15 protein-coding genes, 1 tRNA gene and 2 pseudogenes are annotated in these 18,579 nt (G+C 56.9%); 3 read left to right on the forward strand and 15 right to left on the reverse strand.

What is annotated here, in order from left to right:
• Window positions 1-44: 44 nt before the first annotated feature.
• From HHJ16_RS09620 to HHJ16_RS09635, 4 genes are all read right to left on the reverse strand, one after another.
• Window positions 45-536 carry a type VI secretion system tube protein Hcp gene (locus HHJ16_RS09620; protein ID WP_293642433.1) on the reverse strand — a complete coding sequence of 164 codons (492 nt, stop codon included), beginning with the start codon at window positions 534-536 and terminating at the stop codon, window positions 45-47.
• A gap of 41 nt (window positions 537-577) precedes the next feature.
• Window positions 578-2,068 carry a type VI secretion system contractile sheath large subunit gene (gene tssC / locus HHJ16_RS09625; protein ID WP_293642435.1) on the reverse strand — a complete coding sequence of 497 codons (1,491 nt, stop codon included), beginning with the start codon at window positions 2,066-2,068 and terminating at the stop codon, window positions 578-580.
• A 14-nt stretch (window positions 2,069-2,082) separates the two neighbouring features.
• Window positions 2,083-2,580: a type VI secretion system contractile sheath small subunit gene (gene tssB, locus HHJ16_RS09630; protein WP_293642437.1), complete on the reverse strand. Its 498-nt coding sequence runs from the start codon at window positions 2,578-2,580 to the stop codon at window positions 2,083-2,085.
• A 79-nt stretch (window positions 2,581-2,659) separates the two neighbouring features.
• Entirely contained in the window at window positions 2,660-3,151 is a 492-nt protein-coding gene (locus HHJ16_RS09635; RefSeq protein WP_293642439.1) for a hypothetical protein, read from the reverse strand.
• Window positions 3,152-3,643: 492 nt separating this feature from the next.
• Between HHJ16_RS09635 and HHJ16_RS09640 the strand changes: the two are divergent.
• Window positions 3,644-3,812 (forward strand): annotated as a pseudogene (locus HHJ16_RS09640) (IS21 family transposase); the annotation flags it as partial.
• Between the two features lie 335 nt (window positions 3,813-4,147).
• On the opposite strand, the pseudogene HHJ16_RS09645 reads toward HHJ16_RS09640, so the two are convergent.
• Window positions 4,148-6,384 (reverse strand): annotated as a pseudogene (locus tag HHJ16_RS09645) (excinuclease ABC subunit UvrA); the annotation flags it as partial.
• 17 nt (window positions 6,385-6,401) lie between these two features.
• Here HHJ16_RS09645 and HHJ16_RS09650 point away from each other — a divergent pair.
• Window positions 6,402-7,145, forward strand: coding sequence for a hypothetical protein (locus tag HHJ16_RS09650; RefSeq protein WP_293642441.1), 744 nt, complete (start codon window positions 6,402-6,404; stop codon window positions 7,143-7,145).
• A 246-nt stretch (window positions 7,146-7,391) separates the two neighbouring features.
• Here the strand turns inward: HHJ16_RS09650 and HHJ16_RS09655 are convergent, their stop codons facing one another.
• From HHJ16_RS09655 to HHJ16_RS09665, 3 genes are all read right to left on the reverse strand, one after another.
• Window positions 7,392-7,574, reverse strand: a complete 183-nt coding sequence (locus HHJ16_RS09655; protein ID WP_293642443.1) for a hypothetical protein — start codon at window positions 7,572-7,574, stop codon at window positions 7,392-7,394.
• A 166-nt stretch (window positions 7,575-7,740) separates the two neighbouring features.
• Window positions 7,741-8,460, reverse strand: coding sequence for an MBL fold metallo-hydrolase (locus HHJ16_RS09660; protein ID WP_293642445.1), 720 nt, complete (start codon window positions 8,458-8,460; stop codon window positions 7,741-7,743).
• On the reverse strand, window positions 8,457-9,083 hold the full coding sequence (locus HHJ16_RS09665) for a TetR/AcrR family transcriptional regulator (protein ID WP_293642446.1): 627 nt from the start codon (window positions 9,081-9,083) through the stop codon (window positions 8,457-8,459). Before HHJ16_RS09665 ends, HHJ16_RS09660 begins: the two co-directional genes overlap by 4 nt.
• A 1,102-nt stretch (window positions 9,084-10,185) precedes the next feature.
• Here HHJ16_RS09665 and HHJ16_RS09670 point away from each other — a divergent pair.
• A complete protein-coding gene (locus HHJ16_RS09670) occupies window positions 10,186-10,998 on the forward strand; it encodes a methyltransferase domain-containing protein (protein WP_293642447.1) in 813 nt (270 codons plus the stop codon).
• A 587-nt stretch (window positions 10,999-11,585) separates the two neighbouring features.
• On the opposite strand, the gene HHJ16_RS09675 is transcribed toward HHJ16_RS09670, so the two are convergent.
• The 7 genes from HHJ16_RS09675 to HHJ16_RS09705 form a co-directional block, all read right to left on the reverse strand.
• Window positions 11,586-11,661 (reverse strand) — tRNA-Phe (locus tag HHJ16_RS09675).
• 57 nt (window positions 11,662-11,718) lie between these two features.
• Window positions 11,719-12,393 (reverse strand): response regulator, encoded by a 675-nt coding sequence (locus HHJ16_RS09680; protein WP_293642448.1) that lies wholly within the window; start codon window positions 12,391-12,393, stop codon window positions 11,719-11,721.
• A gap of 45 nt (window positions 12,394-12,438) precedes the next feature.
• Window positions 12,439-14,733, reverse strand: coding sequence for an ATP-binding protein (locus HHJ16_RS09685; RefSeq protein ID WP_293642450.1), 2,295 nt, complete (start codon window positions 14,731-14,733; stop codon window positions 12,439-12,441).
• Window positions 14,730-15,395: a DUF4390 domain-containing protein gene (locus HHJ16_RS09690; RefSeq protein WP_293642451.1), complete on the reverse strand. Its 666-nt coding sequence runs from the start codon at window positions 15,393-15,395 to the stop codon at window positions 14,730-14,732. Before HHJ16_RS09690 ends, HHJ16_RS09685 begins: the two co-directional genes overlap by 4 nt.
• The gene (rsmB, locus tag HHJ16_RS09695) at window positions 15,355-16,764 is read right to left on the reverse strand and encodes a 16S rRNA (cytosine(967)-C(5))-methyltransferase RsmB (protein WP_293642452.1); all 1,410 of its coding nucleotides are present in this window, start codon (window positions 16,762-16,764) and stop codon (window positions 15,355-15,357) included. Before rsmB ends, HHJ16_RS09690 begins: the two co-directional genes overlap by 41 nt.
• Window positions 16,765-16,910: 146 nt before the next feature.
• Window positions 16,911-17,930 (reverse strand): M48 family metalloprotease, encoded by a 1,020-nt coding sequence (locus HHJ16_RS09700; RefSeq protein ID WP_293642454.1) that lies wholly within the window; start codon window positions 17,928-17,930, stop codon window positions 16,911-16,913.
• A gap of 8 nt (window positions 17,931-17,938) precedes the next feature.
• Entirely contained in the window at window positions 17,939-18,532 is a 594-nt protein-coding gene (locus HHJ16_RS09705) for a LemA family protein (protein WP_293642456.1), read from the reverse strand.
• Window positions 18,533-18,579: the final 47 nt, after the last annotated feature.

Below are 18,579 nucleotides of genomic sequence, written 5' to 3' on the forward strand. Positions count from 1 at the left end.
GCAGCTGCTTGCAGCTGCGGTCTACAAATCGACAGTTTTCGAGCTTAGGCTTTTTGATTGGTAGAGAGATCCCAACCGCCCGCTGTGTTGCCGCTTGTACCACCCTTAATATTCTGACGAACGTACAGCCACTTGACTTTCGAATACTTGATTGAGAGACTTTCAGTCATGATATTGCCTTGTGCCACGTGCGGAGTAACACTACTAATCAGGACGTTCTCCAGTTCGATACTGAAATACTTCACGCGCTTTCCATCAGAGTCTGCGCGCATGAAGTCGAATTTTGCTTTTGGAATAGTTTTACCCATAGAGCATTGCTCAAGTAGCAAAGGTGTTGCAATATCGGTCAACTTGGTTACAACAATGTCCTGGTGTTCACAACGCTCGGCCGTGTGACCACCGGCAGACGACGCAGTCGCAGAGCGAGGTTGCAATACGCCAAAGCCAACAGACAAACATTCGATGTAATCTTTGTGATCTATATCAGTGGACTCACCCTTGATGCCGTCAATTGTCAGGTATACGTCAATGGCCATTTTTCTTCCTTTTCATTATTAATAAAACTCAACATACTTACTTACGACTTGGCAGACGAGGGAAGCTCGGCTACCAGACGAAGAGACACCGAAAGTTCGTCAAGCTGGAAATGCGGTCTCAGAAACGCAACAGCCCGATAAACGCCAGGACGCCCAGGTACTTCGCTCACCTGTACGTTTGCTTCACGCAGTGGAAACTGCGCTTTTGACTCTTGAGAAGCGTTGTCATCAAGCAATACATATTGCGTGATCCAGCGATTCAAAAAGTCTTGTACGTTCGATGCCGCAGCGAAGCTGCCGATCTTGTCGCGCATCATTGCCTTCATGTAGTGGGCAATACGTGACACCGAATAAATATACTGTAACTGTGACGAGAGCACAGCGTTTGCATTGGCGGCATCCGTGTTGTATTTCTTCGCTTTTTGTGCTGACTGGGCGCCGAAAAATGCGGCATAGTCAGTATTTTTACAGTGTACTAATGAGATGAAACCTAGATCACTTAGCTCTTTTTCGCGGCGGTCAGTGATGGCAATCTCAGTGGGGCACTTCAGCGCGACTTCGCCTTCATCTGTTTTGAAGGTGTGTGCAGGCAAATCTTCAACCAAACCGCCACCTTCAACACCACGGATGGCTGCACACCAGCCAAAATCTTCAAACGCTTTGGTCAGACGTACGCCAAAAGCGTATGCCGCATTGCACCAAAGGTATTTGGAATGATCGGTGCCATCAACATCCTCAACAAAATTGAACCCTTCCACTGTCGTACCGTCTTTGGGGTTGTAGGGCAGACGGCCCAGAAAGCGAGGTAGCGTCAATCCCACATAGCGCGCATCTTCTGATTCCCGAAAGGATTTCCATTTGGCATACTCCACAGTGTCGAAGACTTTGGCAAGATCGCGCGGCTTGCTCATCTCACTGTAGCTTTCAAGACCAAATAACTCTGGTGCTGCGGCACTGATATAGGGGGCATGCGCCGCACCGGCAACATGCGACATTTGCTCGATAAAGTACATATCCTCTGGCTGGCGGGTAGTCTCAAAATCGCCAATTAGCGTACCAAACGGCGCACCACCAAAAGTACCGAATTCTTCTTCATATACTTTTTTGAACATCGTACTTTGATCAAAATCGATCGCAGATTGGAAATCTTTAACCAATTCTTTTTTACTTGCATTCAGGAATTTGATCTTTAGAGTGCTACTGGTGGATGTGTTGAAAACCAGATAGCGCAAACCTGTCCAGCTACTCTCCATTTTTTGAAACTCGGGGGTATGCATCACTGCGCTAAGTTGATCAGAAATGAGTTTGTCAAGTTCTGCAACGCGAGCGTCAAGCGTTGCAGCTAGATTACTGGAGACAACTACAGTACCGTTCATCACCTCCTTAACCAGCTCGGAAATAATGTCCTTGGCACGCTCGTGCTCGGTGTTCGACTTAGCTACCTTGCTCTTCTCCACGATTTCATCAAGCAAGCTGCTCATCGAGGTAGTTGCGCCACCCTGACTCGCTGAAGTGGCATTTTGTGCAGACATATCACCCATCCCTATTATTTGACTTGCAAACTCAAAGCGCCGAATTTCTCTGTGCTGGACAGAACGTCACTCAAGATATCTTCGAGCTTTTCGTTGCCTGCGAGTTTATTGCGTAAATCTGCAAGTTTGGTTCTTGCCTCGAGCAACTTTTTAAGTGGTTCAACTTGCTGCACCACTGATTCAGGCCGGAAGTCGTCAATCGACCTAAACTTGAGATCGATGGCTAACTCGCCACCTTGAACGCTAAGTTTATTACTGACCCTGTAGACAGCGCGCGGTTCTACCGCCTTCATGACTTCATCAAAATTATCGTTGTCCACATTGACAAAACTGCGGTCGCGAAGTTTCTTTTGTTCAACTTCAGAATGACCACTGAAATCTCCCACCACACCAACGACAAATGGCAGTTCTTTTCGCTCTATTGCATCACCGACCTCAACATCGTATGTCATCTGAACACGCGGTGGACGCACTTTCTGCAATCGCTTTTGAACACTTTCCTTTTTGGACATTCTCAGACTCCCATTCACTGTTTATGTAGGCAATAGGTAGGATGCATCAGCGCTTCCATCCGCATATCAAAGTTAGTATTTACTTTAGAGCGCCAAAAGGACTGCCACTTCCTTTGGCATCACTCGGCTGGGTTTTCGCTTCGGCGCCGGAAGCCTTCGGTGCGCGTCGTGAACGCTGCGATTTCGGTACTGGACGGGTAGCTGTGGCAGGCACTGCGGGTACCAGAATTCGTTCTCCCAAGCTTTCACGCAAAACTTTTGCCAGATCTTGAGCCTCATTGCGAACCGAGCCAGTCAATTCGTTTTGACGCCTTAGATCTGCTAATGCCTTTGTTGACACCCGGAGTCCGCTAACGGCAAGAATGCTGTGAGCAATGGTGTTGCGTTCGTCACGAGAAATAACCTGTTGCGCGGAGGTAATAGCCTCACCATAATTGGCGGATTCAAACTTGATTTGGGCAACTCTCAGCCAAGGCAAAATTGAGGTTGGATATAGTTTTGAGGCCTCATCATATTGACGAAGCGCCACGTCTTTTTGGCCCGCTTTTTCGGAAATTGCGGCGTTATCCATCAGAACACCGATTTCGACACTGGGAGGATTCTCTACGCCGAGCCCCCTTGGTCCACCCGCACAGCCCGTAAGCGCAGCCAAGCAAGCTACAACGATAAACCGACTAACCCATAATTCTTTCACAGAGATTTCCCCTTAAATTCATGAAATAACGAACAGTTTTATTTCGATTTTAAACTGCAGTTCTTTATTATAGTATTTGGATCTTTAGAGAAATTTTCGTTGTTTTAATAACTTTTGTCGATTCGTTGAGGATTTCGGATGATTTACAAGCGATGCCGGGTTGTTGGGCCAATCACTAGGTCCCGATACTTACAGGCGGCTGAAGTACTTCCAGAATTAACCCGACCCCAAGCCCGAAATATTCATTTTCTTGCTTTAACCTTTTGGCATCGTCCGAAAACTGAGGCAAGTATTTTCGCTGGCTCTGCCTACTGTTTAGGCGGGAACAAACAAGGTAATCACCATGGAAATGTCCGCCAAAATACGATGTCAGCATTCAAGCCATTGAAGTTCGACCTGGGTGAAGCGTTCCAGTTTGACTGGAGCGAAGAAGGCTTGATAGCGGGGGCCTGCCCAGTTACGGAACGAAATACTGTCCGATTCCTACCCGCGCGCCTTCGCTGGCCCGGGTGGCGTTGCCAGGCGAGGCATTTACGACTTGACCGTCGACGGCGTTCGGTAAGGGTCGCTTTACCATAAGGTGCGGGCACTACCCGTTTGACTGCACATCTCTTTTATCGACTATTTGTCCCGAATGTACAAACGCCTTATCTTGGCAAAGGTTCCGACCTTGATCACTCCTGCCTCCTGCGCATAACCGGGCATGCAAGGACTTACCAAAAGCGTTCAAATTTCATTGAGAATGTCTGGCCTTATCGGATCAATCCTGGTTGAAATACAACAAGTTCGGTTGTAGGAGCGGAAATGAGCGGCCTTTCGGCTGCGAGTCATTGAAAAACTGGAAGCAGTCATCCTGGATGAAGGGATCTGACCTTATAAAGCTCGACCTGGCAAATACCGGCTGTCGGTTGACGTTAACCGTACCATGCTTTTTCTGAGGTAAGTTGCCGTGAGGCTGTCGCCATTGCGCGCAACGTCCAAGGGTGTACCGCTTGCAACGATTTTTCCTCCTGCCGCGCCCCCTCCTGGCCCCAAGTCGATAAGCCAGTCACACGCAGTTATCACTCTCATATCGTGCTCCACGACAATGACTGTGTTGCCGGCGTCAACCAGCCCCTGCAGCTGAGAAAGCAACTTATCGACGTCGGCGGCATGCAGGCCCGTGGTGGGTTCGTCAAGTACATACAGCGCGTCGCCCCGTTGTGCTCGCTGCAGTTCAATGGCGAGCTTCACACGCTGTGCTTCTCCACCAGAGAGCTCGGTCGCCGGCTGGCCCAGACGCAGGTAGCCCAAGCCTATGTCGCTCAGCAGCTTAAGAGGCTTCGCAATGACTGCTTCATTACGGAAAAACGCTTCTGCGCCTTCTACCGTCATGTGCAGGACATCGGCGATATTCTTGTCCCGCAGGGTTACCTTCAGTGTTGCTTCATTGAACCGCGCGCCATGGAACACAGGGCATGGCGCGTACACGCTGGGCATGAAGAGAAGTTCGACAAATACAAACCCTTCGCCTTCGCAGGTTTCGCAGCGCCCTTTGGCCACGTTGAACGAAAAGCGCCCCGCGTCGAAGCCATACGACCGTGCGGCAGGGGTATCCGCGAAGAGCTTTCTGACATGATTGAACAGTCCCGTGTAGGTGGCAAGGTTGGAGCGAGGCGTGCGGCCAATAGGCTTTTGGTCAACATGCACGAGTCGTGCGATGCTCTCCATTCCCGCCACGATGCGTCCGCTGGCCCGAGGCAGTGCATAGTCTTGCAGCGGGTCGAGTTCTTCCTCGGCATGCGGGGTTTCGCTTCCCAGGCTCTCCAGTACCAGCTGAACCAGCGCCTGGGTCACGAGGCTGGACTTTCCCGACCCAGACACCCCCGTTACAGCAGACATCGATTTCAATGGAAACCGTGCGTCGATGCCAGCGAGGTTGTTCATCGAAACAGCGCTCAACTCCAGCCAAGCCGTTGGCGTCCGTGGCGTGCGTAGCCGCTCATTATCTGGGCCGAACAGGTACCTTGCGGTCTGGGAGGTCTGCACATGCTCAAGCCCGGCCGGGGGCCCGCTGTACAGCACTTCACCGTCCGCTTCTCCCGCTGCCGGACCGACGTCGATCAACCAGTCTGCACAGCGCATCATGTCCAGGTCATGCTCTACAAGAAAGATTGAATTGCCCGAACGCTTCAACTGGTCGAGCGCCTCCATCATCGCTTCGTTGTCCGCAGGGTGCAGACCTGCGGATGGCTCATCCAGCGCGTAAATCACCCCGAAAAGATTGGAGCGGATTTGGGTCGCGAGGCGAAGGCGCTGCAGTTCTCCGGGCGAGAGCGTCGGGGTCGCCCGGTCGATTGACAGGTATCCCAGACCGAGGCGTTGGAGCGATGTAATGCGCGCCACCAGGTCGGTCGCAATGCGTTGGGCCGCCATACGTTTTTCCGGTGACAGGTTCGCCGTGCGCCGCACGTCACTCGCCGCAGCATGCGACGAGCCACCGGTGCCCACCCGACGGGCCATTTCTTTTCGCGCATTCTCCCGGCTCAACGTTGATTGCAACTGTGGTTCGGGGATGTCAAATATGTGCCGTTGGCCGCCGAGACAAGAATTGGTGCCAAGCGGTCCAACGAAAGTTGGGCGAGTTCGCCAATGTCAAAGCCTGCGAAAGTGACCGAAAGAGATTCGCGCTTGAGGCGCTTACCGTGACACATGGGACAGGCACTGCCGACCATGAAGCCTGAGACCCGCTTTTTCATCAAGGCGCTGTGTGTGGTGGCGAAGGTGTGCAGAACGTGTTTTCGAGCGCCGATAAATGTTCCCTGGTAGCCGGGTTCGGCCTTGCGGCGCAGCGCGGAGCGCGTCTGCACGGGGGTCAACCCTGCATAGACCGGTACGGTGGGCTGCTCGTCCGTGAACAGTATCCATTCCCGATCCTTGCTTGAAAGATCTCGCCAGGGCGTGTCGACGTCAAAGCCGAGTGAAACCAGAATGTTGCGTAGATTCTGGCCCTGCCAGGCCGACGACCATGCTGCCACCGCACGCTCGCGAATGGTCAGGGGATCGCCGGGCACCATGGTTTTTTCATTGACATCAAAGACCCGACCGAGGCCGTGACACTGCGGGCAGGCTCACTACACTTGCCCGCATGAGCTTCTCCCCTCAACTGCCGCGTGCGCGAAATCTCCTCGCGTCCTATTTCTGGAGCGGCGACGCCATCCGCAGTCGAAGCGTGAGTGATGTCGTGCTCTCAGACACGCTAGACGTGCCTGCGCCCTCAGCAAGACTGGTGGCAGACTGGCAAAGAGAGACTTCGTTGCGACTGGGCCTGGAGCCCGGAGACGTCGAGGCATTGCCTTTGGCGCGAGCGCGAGCGCGCTGGCCGGACTACCCGCACTGCGTGCAAACGGTGTCCGACTGGATGCGCACGCTCGGTCTGCCTGCTGAGCTGCTTACCTCCTGTGACGTCGCCCTGATGGCCTGCCGCGGCGCGAAGTACCACCATGACGGAGAGCACTATGGCGGCGCGGCTTTTTGCAATCTTTTCCTGAGCGAGGACAGGGGTCTGGACCTGCATTTCCCTTCGACTGGCCACCGAATCCCCCTGACCAGGGGGACTGCAGTGGTGTTCGATCCTGCCCAGCCTCACGGCGTCATTGCGCGCAGTAGCGCCGGCTTTGAGGTCGCCGACTTCCCACCCGACCGGGATTGCACCCAGGTATTCCTGACCTGGGAGCTTCCCGTCGAAGACGCTCATCTCGAGCACGAGCTTCGGATAGCCTTCGACATCGACCCTTCGACCGCCTTGCTGCTGGCTGATGAGCAAGTCTGGCTGAACGGCGAAAAGTTTAGTGTGTGCCCGAATTCCGGCCGGTGGTGCCGGGCCGGCTGACCTTCAGGCCACAGCGCGGGGCGGTCGTGCCAGGGAGGCCGGTTTGTCCTTCCCTAGGGAACAAGGCGCTTCATCTCCGGCAGGGCTGAGCACATGGCAGGCACCGATAAACCGAAATCCAGTCGGAGCGTTCAAAAGCGTCAGTTGTAACGTATCGATTCTCGTGCAGCAAAGAGGCACTTGCGCAAGGTCTCACATCAAGACTTCTGCAGGCGCGCTCTTCGGCCGGTCTCGGCGCGCCGTCACTTAACTGCCTGCAGCGGCCAGCATGATGCAGAGAATGGTCAGCCACTGCAGACCGCTGCGATGCGCATGGAGCATCAGCAAGCCCAACAGCGCAGCGAGCTGGCGGCCGTCATCGTAAGGATCAACGAGCGTCCACGGCGGGCGATCTGCGTTTACCTGATCCGGGACGATAAGTTTAGACATTTCTCCGCTAACGCGCAGGCCCAAATATAAAGGCGTCAAGTGCACCAACACAGTTGGCGCGAAAGTGCTCTCTGAATGCCGCATTTAGGCGTCGGTCTGGTTCCTGGTTAAGCCCTCGAACCGAGCTCTTGAAGTGCGCAATCTCGCCGCTTTATTTCCCTGGGAATCACGAGGACAAAGACCGTTCGAGCTTGCGCAGTAGCGAGGCGCCATCGCCAGACCAGGCGCTTCCATGCATGCACGCAAGCAACTCAGGCCGCAGGTTGGCAAGTTTGTCGATCAGTGCAGGCGCATTGATACTGTGCGAAAAATAATCCACGTGTCGGCGAAAGGCCTCACTCGATTCCACGATGTCGTCATGCACCAGCGCCTTCTCGCCTGTGCCCGGCTGCGTAAACAGATCGCCGCAAAAAAGCGTGCGCGACGTTTCGTCAAACAGATAGCCGCACTCCCAGCCATGCGGAAGATGGGGTGTGGTTTGCCAGATGAGCCGGTGCCGTCCGGTCTCCAAAACTTGTCCGTCAGCCATCCCGATCGGTTCGACGTCCGACAGATCGTTCATCGAAACCATTGCCGCAACGGCGCTGCAAACGGGGCGGGCATGCGGCGCAGCGGCAAGAAACGCCGGCAGTGCACCGCATTCATCGGCCTCGACGTGCGAAAACGCGATGTATCGCAGTTGCTCGAGTGGCATTACTTTTTCGATCTGCTCACTCACGAGCGGGAAAAGCTTGCGCGGTCCCGTATGGAACAGCAACGGCTTTTCATCCATTAACAGATACTGGTTGAATGAGAAGCCCCCGGGGATAAGTTCTGGCGGCATTGCCACACTGATCCGGTGCAAGCGAGGTGCGATCTCCGTGATGGAGCCGACGGGTGTATTCATAATTTTCTCCGCGGACCGGGTTGGGTGCTTGTCGATAGCCCGGGTCCAATCGCAGCCATCAGCAAGTTTTTAAGAATTTTTCGCACGCGCGCGCGCGACATTCCGTGCTGGCGGACTAGCCGATTCCAGAAGTCGAAAGACAGGATCGACTCCCACACCGCCGCGCAAGCAGTTTGCTGGCCGGGCCGGTGCTGCGACAAGAGCCGATCCAGCATGCTAGTCAACTGGGCACGGTGAGTGGCGGCGAACTCCGTGAGAAAGGGGGCGGCTGTTTCCTGACGCCAGCATAACCAGGGCTCGAAGTAAGCATGTAGCCCGTCGACCGCAACGATCAGCCTGTTAGCGGCATCGCTCAGATCGGGTGCTGCCAAGATTGCTTGCATAGGGATCTGCGGTGCACGCGCAACGACGTGACCCGTGCAGGCACTTAACAGATCTGCCTGCGTCGGAAAATAGCTGTGGACGGTGGGCAGAGAAACACCTGACCTTCCGGCGATGTTGGCATAGCTCGTCGCATTGACGCCCTTTTCAGCGTGCAACTCGGCCGTCGCAGCCACAACCTGCTGCCGGCGCTCTGAGACTTGGGCCTGGCGGACTTTGGGCGTGTAGCGACGAGTTGACATTTGTTGTCAATGATTTTCTGACAAAGATAAGCTATATTAATTTGTTTTTATACAAAGTCAAATGAAATGTGGGTGTCAGGTGGCGCGCCGGCTTAACGCCAACTCGGAAAACATCATGAGGGGGTCGTACCAGCAACTTTCCCACTTCTACTCTGACTTTTAATCTGGAAAGGGGGTGCCAGGTGTACCCACGGCGCCGGGACCAAGATGTCGTCAGGATATTTTTATTAGACGCCGCTTCGGTTTCTGTTTTGGTCCTTGAAATGGAGTCCGCTGGTGCACCACCTCGCCGTGCATGGACCGATCAGCGACCGGGATCAGATCATCAGCGTTTGAACCGTCAACCACTTCCCGCACCGGCTGCGCCTCAACTGCCAACTTGCTGACGTAATCACAAGTCTTCTGCGCAGCGCTAGCGGCGCGGCCGAGCCTAGATCAGGCAATGAATGCCGGAAATGATTGACAAAACACTTTCGCTTGTCCGTGCTTGTGGGAACAGCCATCGAGTGGAGTCTGGCAGCTTTCGGTCATCGAACAGTCCGTCAGACAGGTAAGCGACAGTCACGCCAATTCATCAGCCCTTTTCTGCGGCTTCGGTCCTCCCTTGGCAGACTGCCGACTGGTGAATCGGGGCCTGGAATTCCCTGGCAAATAGTGCCCGATTTTATCGAAAAATTTCAGCTTAGATTACGGCCAGCCAAGTCGTGAATGACCCCTCACTCTGGATCAAATCTGGGGTGCGGCGGAAAGCTTTTGGCGCAGGTCGCTGGCACAAGTACGGAAGGGTTGGCTCGCCCATGGTCAACGCACTACCGGGACAGCGCCGCCGCGTAAGCATTCGTTCGACGCCAGTCAGCAGCCAGTCGCTCTGAACCCGTGCACTTAACGTGCCTGAACCGCCTTACGCAGGGAGGAATGTTCGGCAAAAAAGTAGTCGGCAAGCACGGTGGATCAGACCACAGGACGACGTTGACGAAGCTGGATTGCGCGGCCAAAATAGCGCGTCGACGCCATTGCCCAACCAGGCAGCGGACTCGTTAGCGGCTTGGCCCGCTCTGGAATGGGCGGTTAAGGGCGCCGTTCAAAGATTTTAGGGGGTCTCATGACTAAGAACGACAAGATGTTCACGGGCTCGATCCCGAAGTTCTATGACACACTGCTGGTCCCCCTGATCTTCGAGGCCTATGCCGCCGACATGGCGCAGCTTGTCGCCGTCTCCTCGCCCGGCTCGGTTCTTGAAACGGCAGCCGGCAGCGGCGTGGTTGCGCGGTTGCTTGCGCCGAAACTCAGCGCCGACGCATGCTACGTGGTGACCGACCTCAACCAGCCCATGCTCGACTATGCAGCCACCCGCCAAGGGGCCGATAGCCGCATTGAATGGCGGCAGGCGGACGCGCTCGACGTGCCGTTCGAAGATGCCTCGTTTGACGTCGTGTGTTGCCAGTTCGGAGCGATGTTCTTTCCAAATCGGGTCGCCGGCTACGCCGAGGCGCGTCGGGTACTGAGACCAGACGGGCGCTTTGTCTTCAGTGTCTGGGACCGCATCGAAGAGAACGCATTTGCCGACGATGTCACCAACGCCGTCGCCGTGGTGTTTCCGCACGACCCGCCGCGATTCCTCGCCCGCACGCCACACGGCTATCACGATATCGCACTGATCCGCGAGGAACTAAGCCGCGCAGGGTTCGCCGACATTGAGATCGAAACGCGCGAGAAAGTGAGTCGCGCGCCCTCGGCACGCGCCGCCGCAACCGCTTATTGCCAGGGAACGCCGCTGCGCAACGAAATCGAGGCGCGCGACGCTAGCTTGCTTCAGTTCGCTACGGACCGCGCAACGGAGGCGATCGCCAACCGCCACGGCGAAGGTCCTGTATCCGGCAAAATTCAAGCGCATGTGATCTTGGCGGCGGGATAGCGAAGTCCCAATGCAAGGCGGTTGCAAGACCGACCGGTATTGGCGATAAGCGCGGACTTCCAAGGCGAGGTGCGCCACTACGCGTGCACACCGGAATGCAGTCCACCAAAAAAATTCCTTGAGCCTGTGTTCTCGGGCTTGCAGCCGGTACACGCGCCTCATCGCGACAAATACGCCCAAGGGAGAGGCCAGAAAGCCGCCCGTGGCCACCGACCGGTGATGGCCGTGACTCGCCGCCCCCTGCCGAAGCTCGAATGTCTCTTTGCGCTGCAATGTAGTCGTTCAAAGAGCGAGCAATTCCTAAGCATTCAGCGTGATAGTGCGTCGACGTTTCGAGAGTTTCTTCCGGCACAGCTGGCACACTGGCGCGGCGAATAAGCTTGTTTAGTCTCGGTGTGCCGGTAGTGTCAGTGCGAAATATCGGTTGGCGTACACGGGCGCTTCGGATGAAGCCGTTGACAGGGGGAGAAGTGTGGGAAGCTTTCCAAAGCAAGCCGCAGCCCGGAAAGGGACCGGACGCGAGGACTGTTTGTCCCCGGAAACAAAGAAGCCAACCGCATGGGTTGGCTTCTTTGCAAGGTAAACCTTGGTGGCCTGGGGCGGAATCGAACCACCGACACAAGGATTTTCAATCCTCTGCTCTACCGACTGAGCTACCGGGCCTGAGCGGCGAATTATATATCAGCCGTAAAGCTTTCGACCGACGGTTGGCGGCAATATTCAAGTGCCGCGTTTGCCGCGCGAGAGGTCCACGCCCAGTTGTTTTAATTTGCGGTACAGATGGGTACGTTCCAGACCGGTCTTTTCGGCCACGCGGGTCATCGAGCCGCCTTCCTTGGCGAGGTGAAATTCAAAGTAAGCTTTTTCAAATTCGTCGCGTGCATCGCGCAGCGGCTTTTCGAGCGAAAAGCTCTGTGTGGCTTGCGGGCCTAGATCAACTGGTGCGGGCAGCGCGCCACCGGTCATGATGGCTTCTACAGTGAGGTCAGAGGAAAGTACCGCAGCGTTAAAGACGACGGGTTTGCGAACGACTGTTTTGGTAAGGCCTTGCTCGACTGCCTTGAGGAGCTTTTGCAGCGTGATGGGTTTCTCTAGAAACGCCAAAGCGCCAATTTTTGTAGCCTCCACCGCGGTATCTATCGTGGCATGGCCGCTCATCATGATGACAGGCATCGTGAGCTGGCCGCTGGATGACCACTCTTTCAGGAGCGTCACGCCGTCGGTGTCGGGCATCCAAATATCCAGCAGCACCAAGTCTGGCCTTGCGCGCAGCCGTGCGGCGCGGGCTTGCGCCGCATTTTCAGCCAACTCAATTTGATGCCCTTCGTCATTGAGAATTTCTGAAAGAAGGTCGCGTATGCCCAGCTCGTCGTCGACCACCAGAATATTTGCCATGATTGAATTGCTGCCCTGCGAGTTGTTGCGGATAGGGAGGCGTTGCTAAGCCTCAGCTGCGAATGATAACGATACTTGCGCGCCTTGCACGCTACCGTCCACCACGCGGTTCGAAATGTCGATGCGTGCATTGTGCTCGTCGGCTATTTTCTTGACCACCGCCAGCCCCAGACCGGTGCCTTTAAGCTTGGTGGTGACATAGGGTTCAAAGGCGCGCTTGAGAATGTACTCGGGAAAACCGGGCCCGTTGTCACGCACACTCAGGCGCACACGCCTGGAGCTGTCAAGGTGCTCGGTTTTGACGGTGACGTAGCCGCCTTCTCTGCCTTCCTGGGCATCCTGCGCGTTTTGCAGCAGGTTATGAATGACTTGACGTAACTGTTGCGCGTCGCCCCTAATTAAGGGGGCCGTGGGGTCGAGCTCGGTGTAGACGGGAACCACCGCATTTTCGCTGGCGTATAGCTGCAGCACTTCGTTGATGAGCGCGTTGAGATCAACGGGCAAGAGTTCGGCCGCCGGCAGACGGGCGTAGTCGCGAAATTCGTTTACGAGGCGCTTCAGGGCGTCGACCTGGTCCACGATGGTCTTGACGGACTTGGTGAGCAGCGCCTGCTCCGGCGCCCCCACCTTACCCGTGAGTTTCATCTCTAGGCGCTCCGCGGATAACTGAATTGGAGTGAGCGGGTTTTTGATCTCGTGGGCCAGTCTGCGCGCCACTTCAGCCCAGGCTTGCGCGCGCTGGGCCGAAACCATTTCGGAAATATCGTCGAACACCAGCAAGAACTCCTCGGTGCCGGGCATTTTTGCGCCGCGCGCAATCAACGTGAGGGCCTGGTCGGGGGCACTGTGCCCGGCGGCATTGAGTTCGAACGATTGCTGCCAGTGCGCTAGCTCGCGTGGCGCGTTGTCGTTGAGGTAGTCGGCAAACTGGGCCAGCACATCCTTGGCAAATACCTCCAGACCGGGGACTTCGCCAAGCGGCTGGCCGTGGTAGGTAGCCAGCGGTGCGCGGAGAATGCGGGTGGCGCCCGGATTGCTGGACTGGATGCGGCCCGCGACGTCAAGCACGATCACCCCGGCGGTGAGGTTGTCAAGGATGGTCTGCAAGTTGGAGCGTGCAGCGTCGACCTGGCTCATGCTGTGCTGCACCGCCGAGCGGGCATCGGCCAATTGCTGCGTCATGTCGGCAAACGAACGCGTCAGCCCCCCCAATTCGTCCTTGCCTTGCAAGGCGGCTTTGGGTGTCAAGTCGCCCAATGCCACCTGCCTCACACCTTCGGCCAGCAGCAGCAACGGCTTGGCAAGTTGGTTGCCCAGCACCACGGCCAGCAACACCGCGCCAAATACAGCCAGAAAAAGACTGAGCGTGAGCGTGCCGATATACATTTTGCGCAGGCCGCCGCGCGCCAGCGCACGCTCCTGGTATTGGCGGTTGGCCACTTGAACGGCGATGGCGTTGGCCACCAGCCCAGCAGGCAACACCGCAGTCACCTGCAAAAAGCGGGAATCTCCCAATAAAGTCACATTCGGATTATTCACCACGGCAATGGCTTTGACGCGCGGCGCTATGTTAGGTGCGCTGGCTGCAGCGCCCGCAGCGCCGAGACCGGCCGTCAACTCGCCGTTACCGCTGGGGACTACCTCGTCGAGACCTTCTATCTGCGTGATAACCCGTTGATTGCGCGCACTCCGGAGTTGCTGAATCGAGGGGCGCTCGGGCTGCAGTAAAAACCGAGAGCCGCCCGCGCTGGCGATCACTTGCCCCGACGCGCTCCAAAGAATCACGTCGCTGGCTGTCAACTGGTCGCGGAGCCGCTCGACGGTCACGCCAGTCAAGGCGTCCGGGGTTTCTGAAAGTTGTGTGGCCGCCTGCCGCGTTTTGTTGGCCAGGTCGGCAGCCAAGGTGTCCAGCGTGGCACGGCCCAGGTTCAGGCCGGACGCCAGTGCGCCTTCCACCTCCACGTCAAACCAGCTCTCGATAGAGCGCGAAACGAACTGATACGACACCACATAAATCATCAGGCCTGGCAGCAGACCGACCAGCGCAAAGATCGCCGCCAGCTTGACCAGCAGCCGGCTGCCAAAGCGGCCACGGTGAAGGCGCAGCCCCAAGCGCAACACGATCCAGCCAATCACCAGGAACAAAAGACCCGCCACCGCTATATTCAGCGCAAACAATAGCTCGTAATTGCGCTCGTAGAGTTGCCGTTGATCTGTCGCCTGCGTTAGCAAAAACAGCAGCACCAGGCCCATGGCAACCATGGCTCCGACCCCCACGCCTATGGTCCAGCGAAAGGCTTGGCTGCTTTTTATCGACGTCCCGGTGGCTGGAAGGCTCACTGCGTGCCCTCGGTGCTGGCGCCGGGGGGCGCAGCGTGTTCCAGCTTCAGCCGCTCTTTAACTTGCGCGGAAATATTCCATTCCCGCTGTCCGGATACGCCAATCTGGAAAGGCCGCGGCAACTGAGAAAGATCGAGTCGAAAACTAAAGTTGAGTTTGTGCACCGCATCCGGGTCCAAGTCGGACGCCTCGGCGATCTTCCAGCGCGCCACGCGCTGAATGGCAGACAAGGCTTCGGCCAAGGTGTCATAGTTCTGATTCAGCGTCGCGCGCAGGCCCGAAGAACTGCTAATCAGCCCGGAGGCGATGTTGACGCGCCAGCGACGTGTCAGGGGTTGGTAGGCTAGACGCAAAGTTCTGGCGGCACTCGCCACACGGAGATCGGTCCAGTACCAGCGGTCCCGGTAAATATCGACCTCGACCACGAAAAACATCGGAATTCCCTTGAGCAGGGCGTCTTCCACTACGGGCGTGAGGTCAAACCGGACCAAGGCCGACAGATAAACTCCGTCATCGGCACGCTCCACCCGCAACTGGGTAATCTCGGTCGCAAAAGCGGCGCTTTGGCCTAGCGCCAGAAGGACGGACCACCAACAGCCCAGCAGTAACCGTGCAAGAGTCTTAACGACCGGTTTTTTCAAGAAGCGCGTAATAAAATCCATCCTGTTCACGCATCGGATTGTCCGAGAAGACCGACGTTTCAAGGCCACTCTGGGGAAGTAAATGCCCCGGAGAGGGCATTAATAGGGCGTCGGTGTGGTGCGTAACAAACATTTGTATCTGGTTGTCGCCTTCGGCCTTAAAAACCGAACAGGTGCAATAAAGCATACGCCCGCCGGGTTTGAGCAGGGGCCACAAGGTGTCGAGCAGGCGCGCCTGAATGTCTGCCAGCTGGGCGATGTCGGTCGGCCGACGCAGCCAGCGCACATCCGGATGACGCCGCACGATTCCCGACGCGGTGCAGGGAGCATCCAACAGGATGCCGTCATAAAGCCGACCATCCCACCAGGTGTCAGGCCGACGGGCGTCGCCCACCACAATAGTCGCCTGCAAGCCGAGACGCTGGAGGTTCTGCTCAATGCGCTCACAGCGGCGGGCATCGATATCCAGCGCCGTTACCGCACACTCTGCCAGCTCCAGTAAATGGGCTGTCTTGCCGCCAGGGGCTGCGCAGGCGTCGAGAATCCGAAGCCGCGTAGGCTCGATAGGCGCAGTGGCACGCCCGGCAGGTTCAGCCCCTTCGGATGTCAGCGATGCAGGTGAAGTAACGAGCGGGCGGGTCGGCTTGTCCAGACCCTCCAGCAGCAAAGGTGCCGCCAATTGGGCCGCCGCATCCTGGACTGAAAAATGTCCTTCGGCGAAGCCCGGCAGCGCGGTCACAGGACGTGCCAGATCCAGGATCACGCCTTGCTTTCCGACCGGAGACGCTTCGATATTAAGAGCTTCCAGTTCCCGTAAATACTCAGCCTGAGTCGTTTTTCGTTGATTGATCCGCAGCACCAGGGGTGCCCGTTTGTTATTGGCCTGCAAAATAGCTTGCCAGTGCGCCGGATGGTCTTTGCGCACTCTGTCTATCCACCACTGCGGGTGGTTCCACACGGCTTGCGGACTTTTTTCAGTCAGCGCGACCAACTCGTCCCGCTCACGCAAAAAACGCCGCAGGCAACCGTTGATAAAGCTGGCCTGGTGCTGGGTCGCTTCGCTGCGTTTAGCGGCTTCGACGGCCTGGTCGACCAGGGTGTGCGTTGTGTAGGGCGCCTCACAATCTGACCAAGCCAGCGCCAGCGCCACACACAGCAGCGCGTCAGCCTCGGGCGGCGGTGCCCGTTTGACCAGTAGCTGCCGCAGGGCTTCCGCGCGGCCGAGCCAACGCAGCACATGAAAACTCAGCGATTGCACGCCGGGACGCAGCGTGGCGTCAACATCTTCCAATGCGGCCGTCATGGACTGACCGTCGCGAACGGCCATCAAAATAGAAGCGGCGCCCTGAAGCTGGCGCCAAAGGGAAACTTGGGAGGGGTTGTCTTGCATGGGTTCCGTAGAGCCAACCATTGAAGATTGACGTGAAGTCATCCAGGCTTGGACGACACTGGGTGCATTATGGATTCTGTGCGGCGAAGTCGCCAACCGGTTCAAACTGATGTGGCCGACAAGTCGTGGCTTACTGCTGATCCGATTCAAAACAGGGCATCGGGCCGGGTCACCGCCTCGTCATCGCGACGCACAAACAGCGGGGTCATCGGCCGGCCATAGATTCGGCGGATACGTTCGGCCAAGGGCGGATGACTGGCAAACCACTGAGTTTTCGTGCTGCCATCCACCAGCAGCATGTGCTGAACGAGGGGGTGCAGCCCGCATTGCAGGAGTCTCTTGCGCGTGTTGAACCCCGACTGCTGGCCCGCCACCTTGCGCAGCACCCCGCCCAGTCCGTCTTTGCTGCGTGTGAACTGCACGGCGCGCGCATCCGCCAAGTACTCGCGCTGGCGCGATACGGCAGCCTTCAAGGCGCGCCCCGCCAGCCAGCCCAAAGAGCCGGCGCCGATGATCGCTACCCCTGGCAAGGCGAGATAGGAGCGATGGCCGTCGTCATCGGCTTCGCACATGGTGCGGCCCAGATTGAAGATCATTTCCAATCCGGACACCATACCCGCCAGGCGCATGTTCAGCCGGGTATCGCCTTCGCGCAAATGACTGAACTCGTGGGCAACCAGCCCTTGCAGCTCTTCTCGCGTCAGGGCGTCAAGTGCCCCTTGTGTAACGGCCACTACGGCATTGTCTTCGTCCCAGCCAGCGGCAAAGGCATTGATACTCTCTTCCCCGGAGAGCACCATGGGACGGGGCGGTTTCATGCTGGCTGCAATCGCCAACTCACTGACGATGTTGCAGAACTTTTGCTCCGACTCGCGCAGCGAAGGCCAAGCCTCGCGGGCACCCACCCGGCGCGCCAGTTTTTCACCGTCGCCTTGCAGCGAGGAGGTTTCCATCCACCAGCCACCCCCGACAAACAACAGCATCACCGCTGTATTGACGGTAAAAAAATAGGCCGGATAGCCGCTATGGTTAAGAGACACCACGCGCCAAGCCAGCGCCAGTGCGGCGTTGACGGCCAACAGCAGCGTCAACACCGTTAACCCAAACAGCAATAGCAAGCGCAAGGTTTGCGTGCGAGCTTCTTCTTGTCGGTCAAAAAAACGCATTGTTGTGATTAGAGCTGGATGCGGACGGCTTGGCGCTCCGCCGCGTTCTCAGTGGCGCGCAGCATGGCCGACGGCGCAAAGCCAAACAGCCGGGCAATCAGCAACGCCGGGAATTGCCCCTGCGCGTTGTTGAAATCCAGCACGGCGTCGTTGTAGGCTTGTCGGGCAAAACTGACCTTGTTTTCGGTGCTGGTCAATTCTTCGCTCAGCTCACGAATGGTCTGATCGGCCTTCAGTTCGGGATAGGCCTCGGCTACCGCAAACAATCTCCCCAGGCTTCCATCGAGCGCCTGCTCGGCGACAGCCAGGGCGGTCACGGCGTTCGCATTGGCCGGGCGGCTTCGCACCGCATCGCTGGCAGTCCGGGCCTGATTGCGGGCTACTATGACTGCTTCAAGGGTGCTCTGCTCATGTTGTAGATATTTCCTTGCGGCATCCACCAGATTGGGGATCAGATCATAGCGGCGCTTGAGTTGAACATCGATCTGGCCGAAGGCATTACCGATGATGTTTTTAAGCCGCACCAGTCGGTTATAGGCCCCGACCGCCCAGAAAACCAGCAATGAAGCCAAGGTAATATAAACAAGCGTGTTCATCGACATAGAAAAATTCCTTGAAGCTGGGGCTGCCAACCTGGCAGTACTGATTT

Source organism: Polaromonas sp., assembly GCF_012927485.1.
In the GTDB taxonomy this organism is placed as follows: Bacteria; Pseudomonadota; Gammaproteobacteria; order Burkholderiales; family Burkholderiaceae_C; genus Polaromonas.

What these genes read in the sequence shown, in the direction of transcription:
- HHJ16_RS09620 (WP_293642433.1), bottom strand. Translation starts at nt 536, where the DNA reads ATGGCCATTGACGTATACCTGACAATTGACGGCATCAAGGGTGAGTCC.
- tssC (WP_293642435.1), bottom strand. Translation starts at nt 2,068, where the DNA reads ATGTCTGCACAAAATGCCACTTCAGCGAGTCAGGGTGGCGCAACTACC.
- tssB (WP_293642437.1), bottom strand. Translation starts at nt 2,580, where the DNA reads ATGTCCAAAAAGGAAAGTGTTCAAAAGCGATTGCAGAAAGTGCGTCCA.
- HHJ16_RS09635 (WP_293642439.1), bottom strand. Translation starts at nt 3,151, where the DNA reads ATGGATAACGCCGCAATTTCCGAAAAAGCGGGCCAAAAAGACGTGGCG.
- HHJ16_RS09650 (WP_293642441.1), top strand. Translation starts at nt 6,402, where the DNA reads ATGAGCTTCTCCCCTCAACTGCCGCGTGCGCGAAATCTCCTCGCGTCC.
- HHJ16_RS09655 (WP_293642443.1), bottom strand. Translation starts at nt 7,574, where the DNA reads ATGTCTAAACTTATCGTCCCGGATCAGGTAAACGCAGATCGCCCGCCG.
- HHJ16_RS09660 (WP_293642445.1), bottom strand. Translation starts at nt 8,460, where the DNA reads ATGAATACACCCGTCGGCTCCATCACGGAGATCGCACCTCGCTTGCAC.
- HHJ16_RS09665 (WP_293642446.1), bottom strand. Translation starts at nt 9,083, where the DNA reads ATGTCAACTCGTCGCTACACGCCCAAAGTCCGCCAGGCCCAAGTCTCA.
- HHJ16_RS09670 (WP_293642447.1), top strand. Translation starts at nt 10,186, where the DNA reads ATGACTAAGAACGACAAGATGTTCACGGGCTCGATCCCGAAGTTCTAT.
- HHJ16_RS09680 (WP_293642448.1), bottom strand. Translation starts at nt 12,393, where the DNA reads ATGGCAAATATTCTGGTGGTCGACGACGAGCTGGGCATACGCGACCTT.
- HHJ16_RS09690 (WP_293642451.1), bottom strand. Translation starts at nt 15,395, where the DNA reads ATGGATTTTATTACGCGCTTCTTGAAAAAACCGGTCGTTAAGACTCTT.
- rsmB (WP_293642452.1), bottom strand. Translation starts at nt 16,764, where the DNA reads ATGCAAGACAACCCCTCCCAAGTTTCCCTTTGGCGCCAGCTTCAGGGC.
- HHJ16_RS09700 (WP_293642454.1), bottom strand. Translation starts at nt 17,930, where the DNA reads ATGCGTTTTTTTGACCGACAAGAAGAAGCTCGCACGCAAACCTTGCGC.
- HHJ16_RS09705 (WP_293642456.1), bottom strand. Translation starts at nt 18,532, where the DNA reads ATGTCGATGAACACGCTTGTTTATATTACCTTGGCTTCATTGCTGGTT.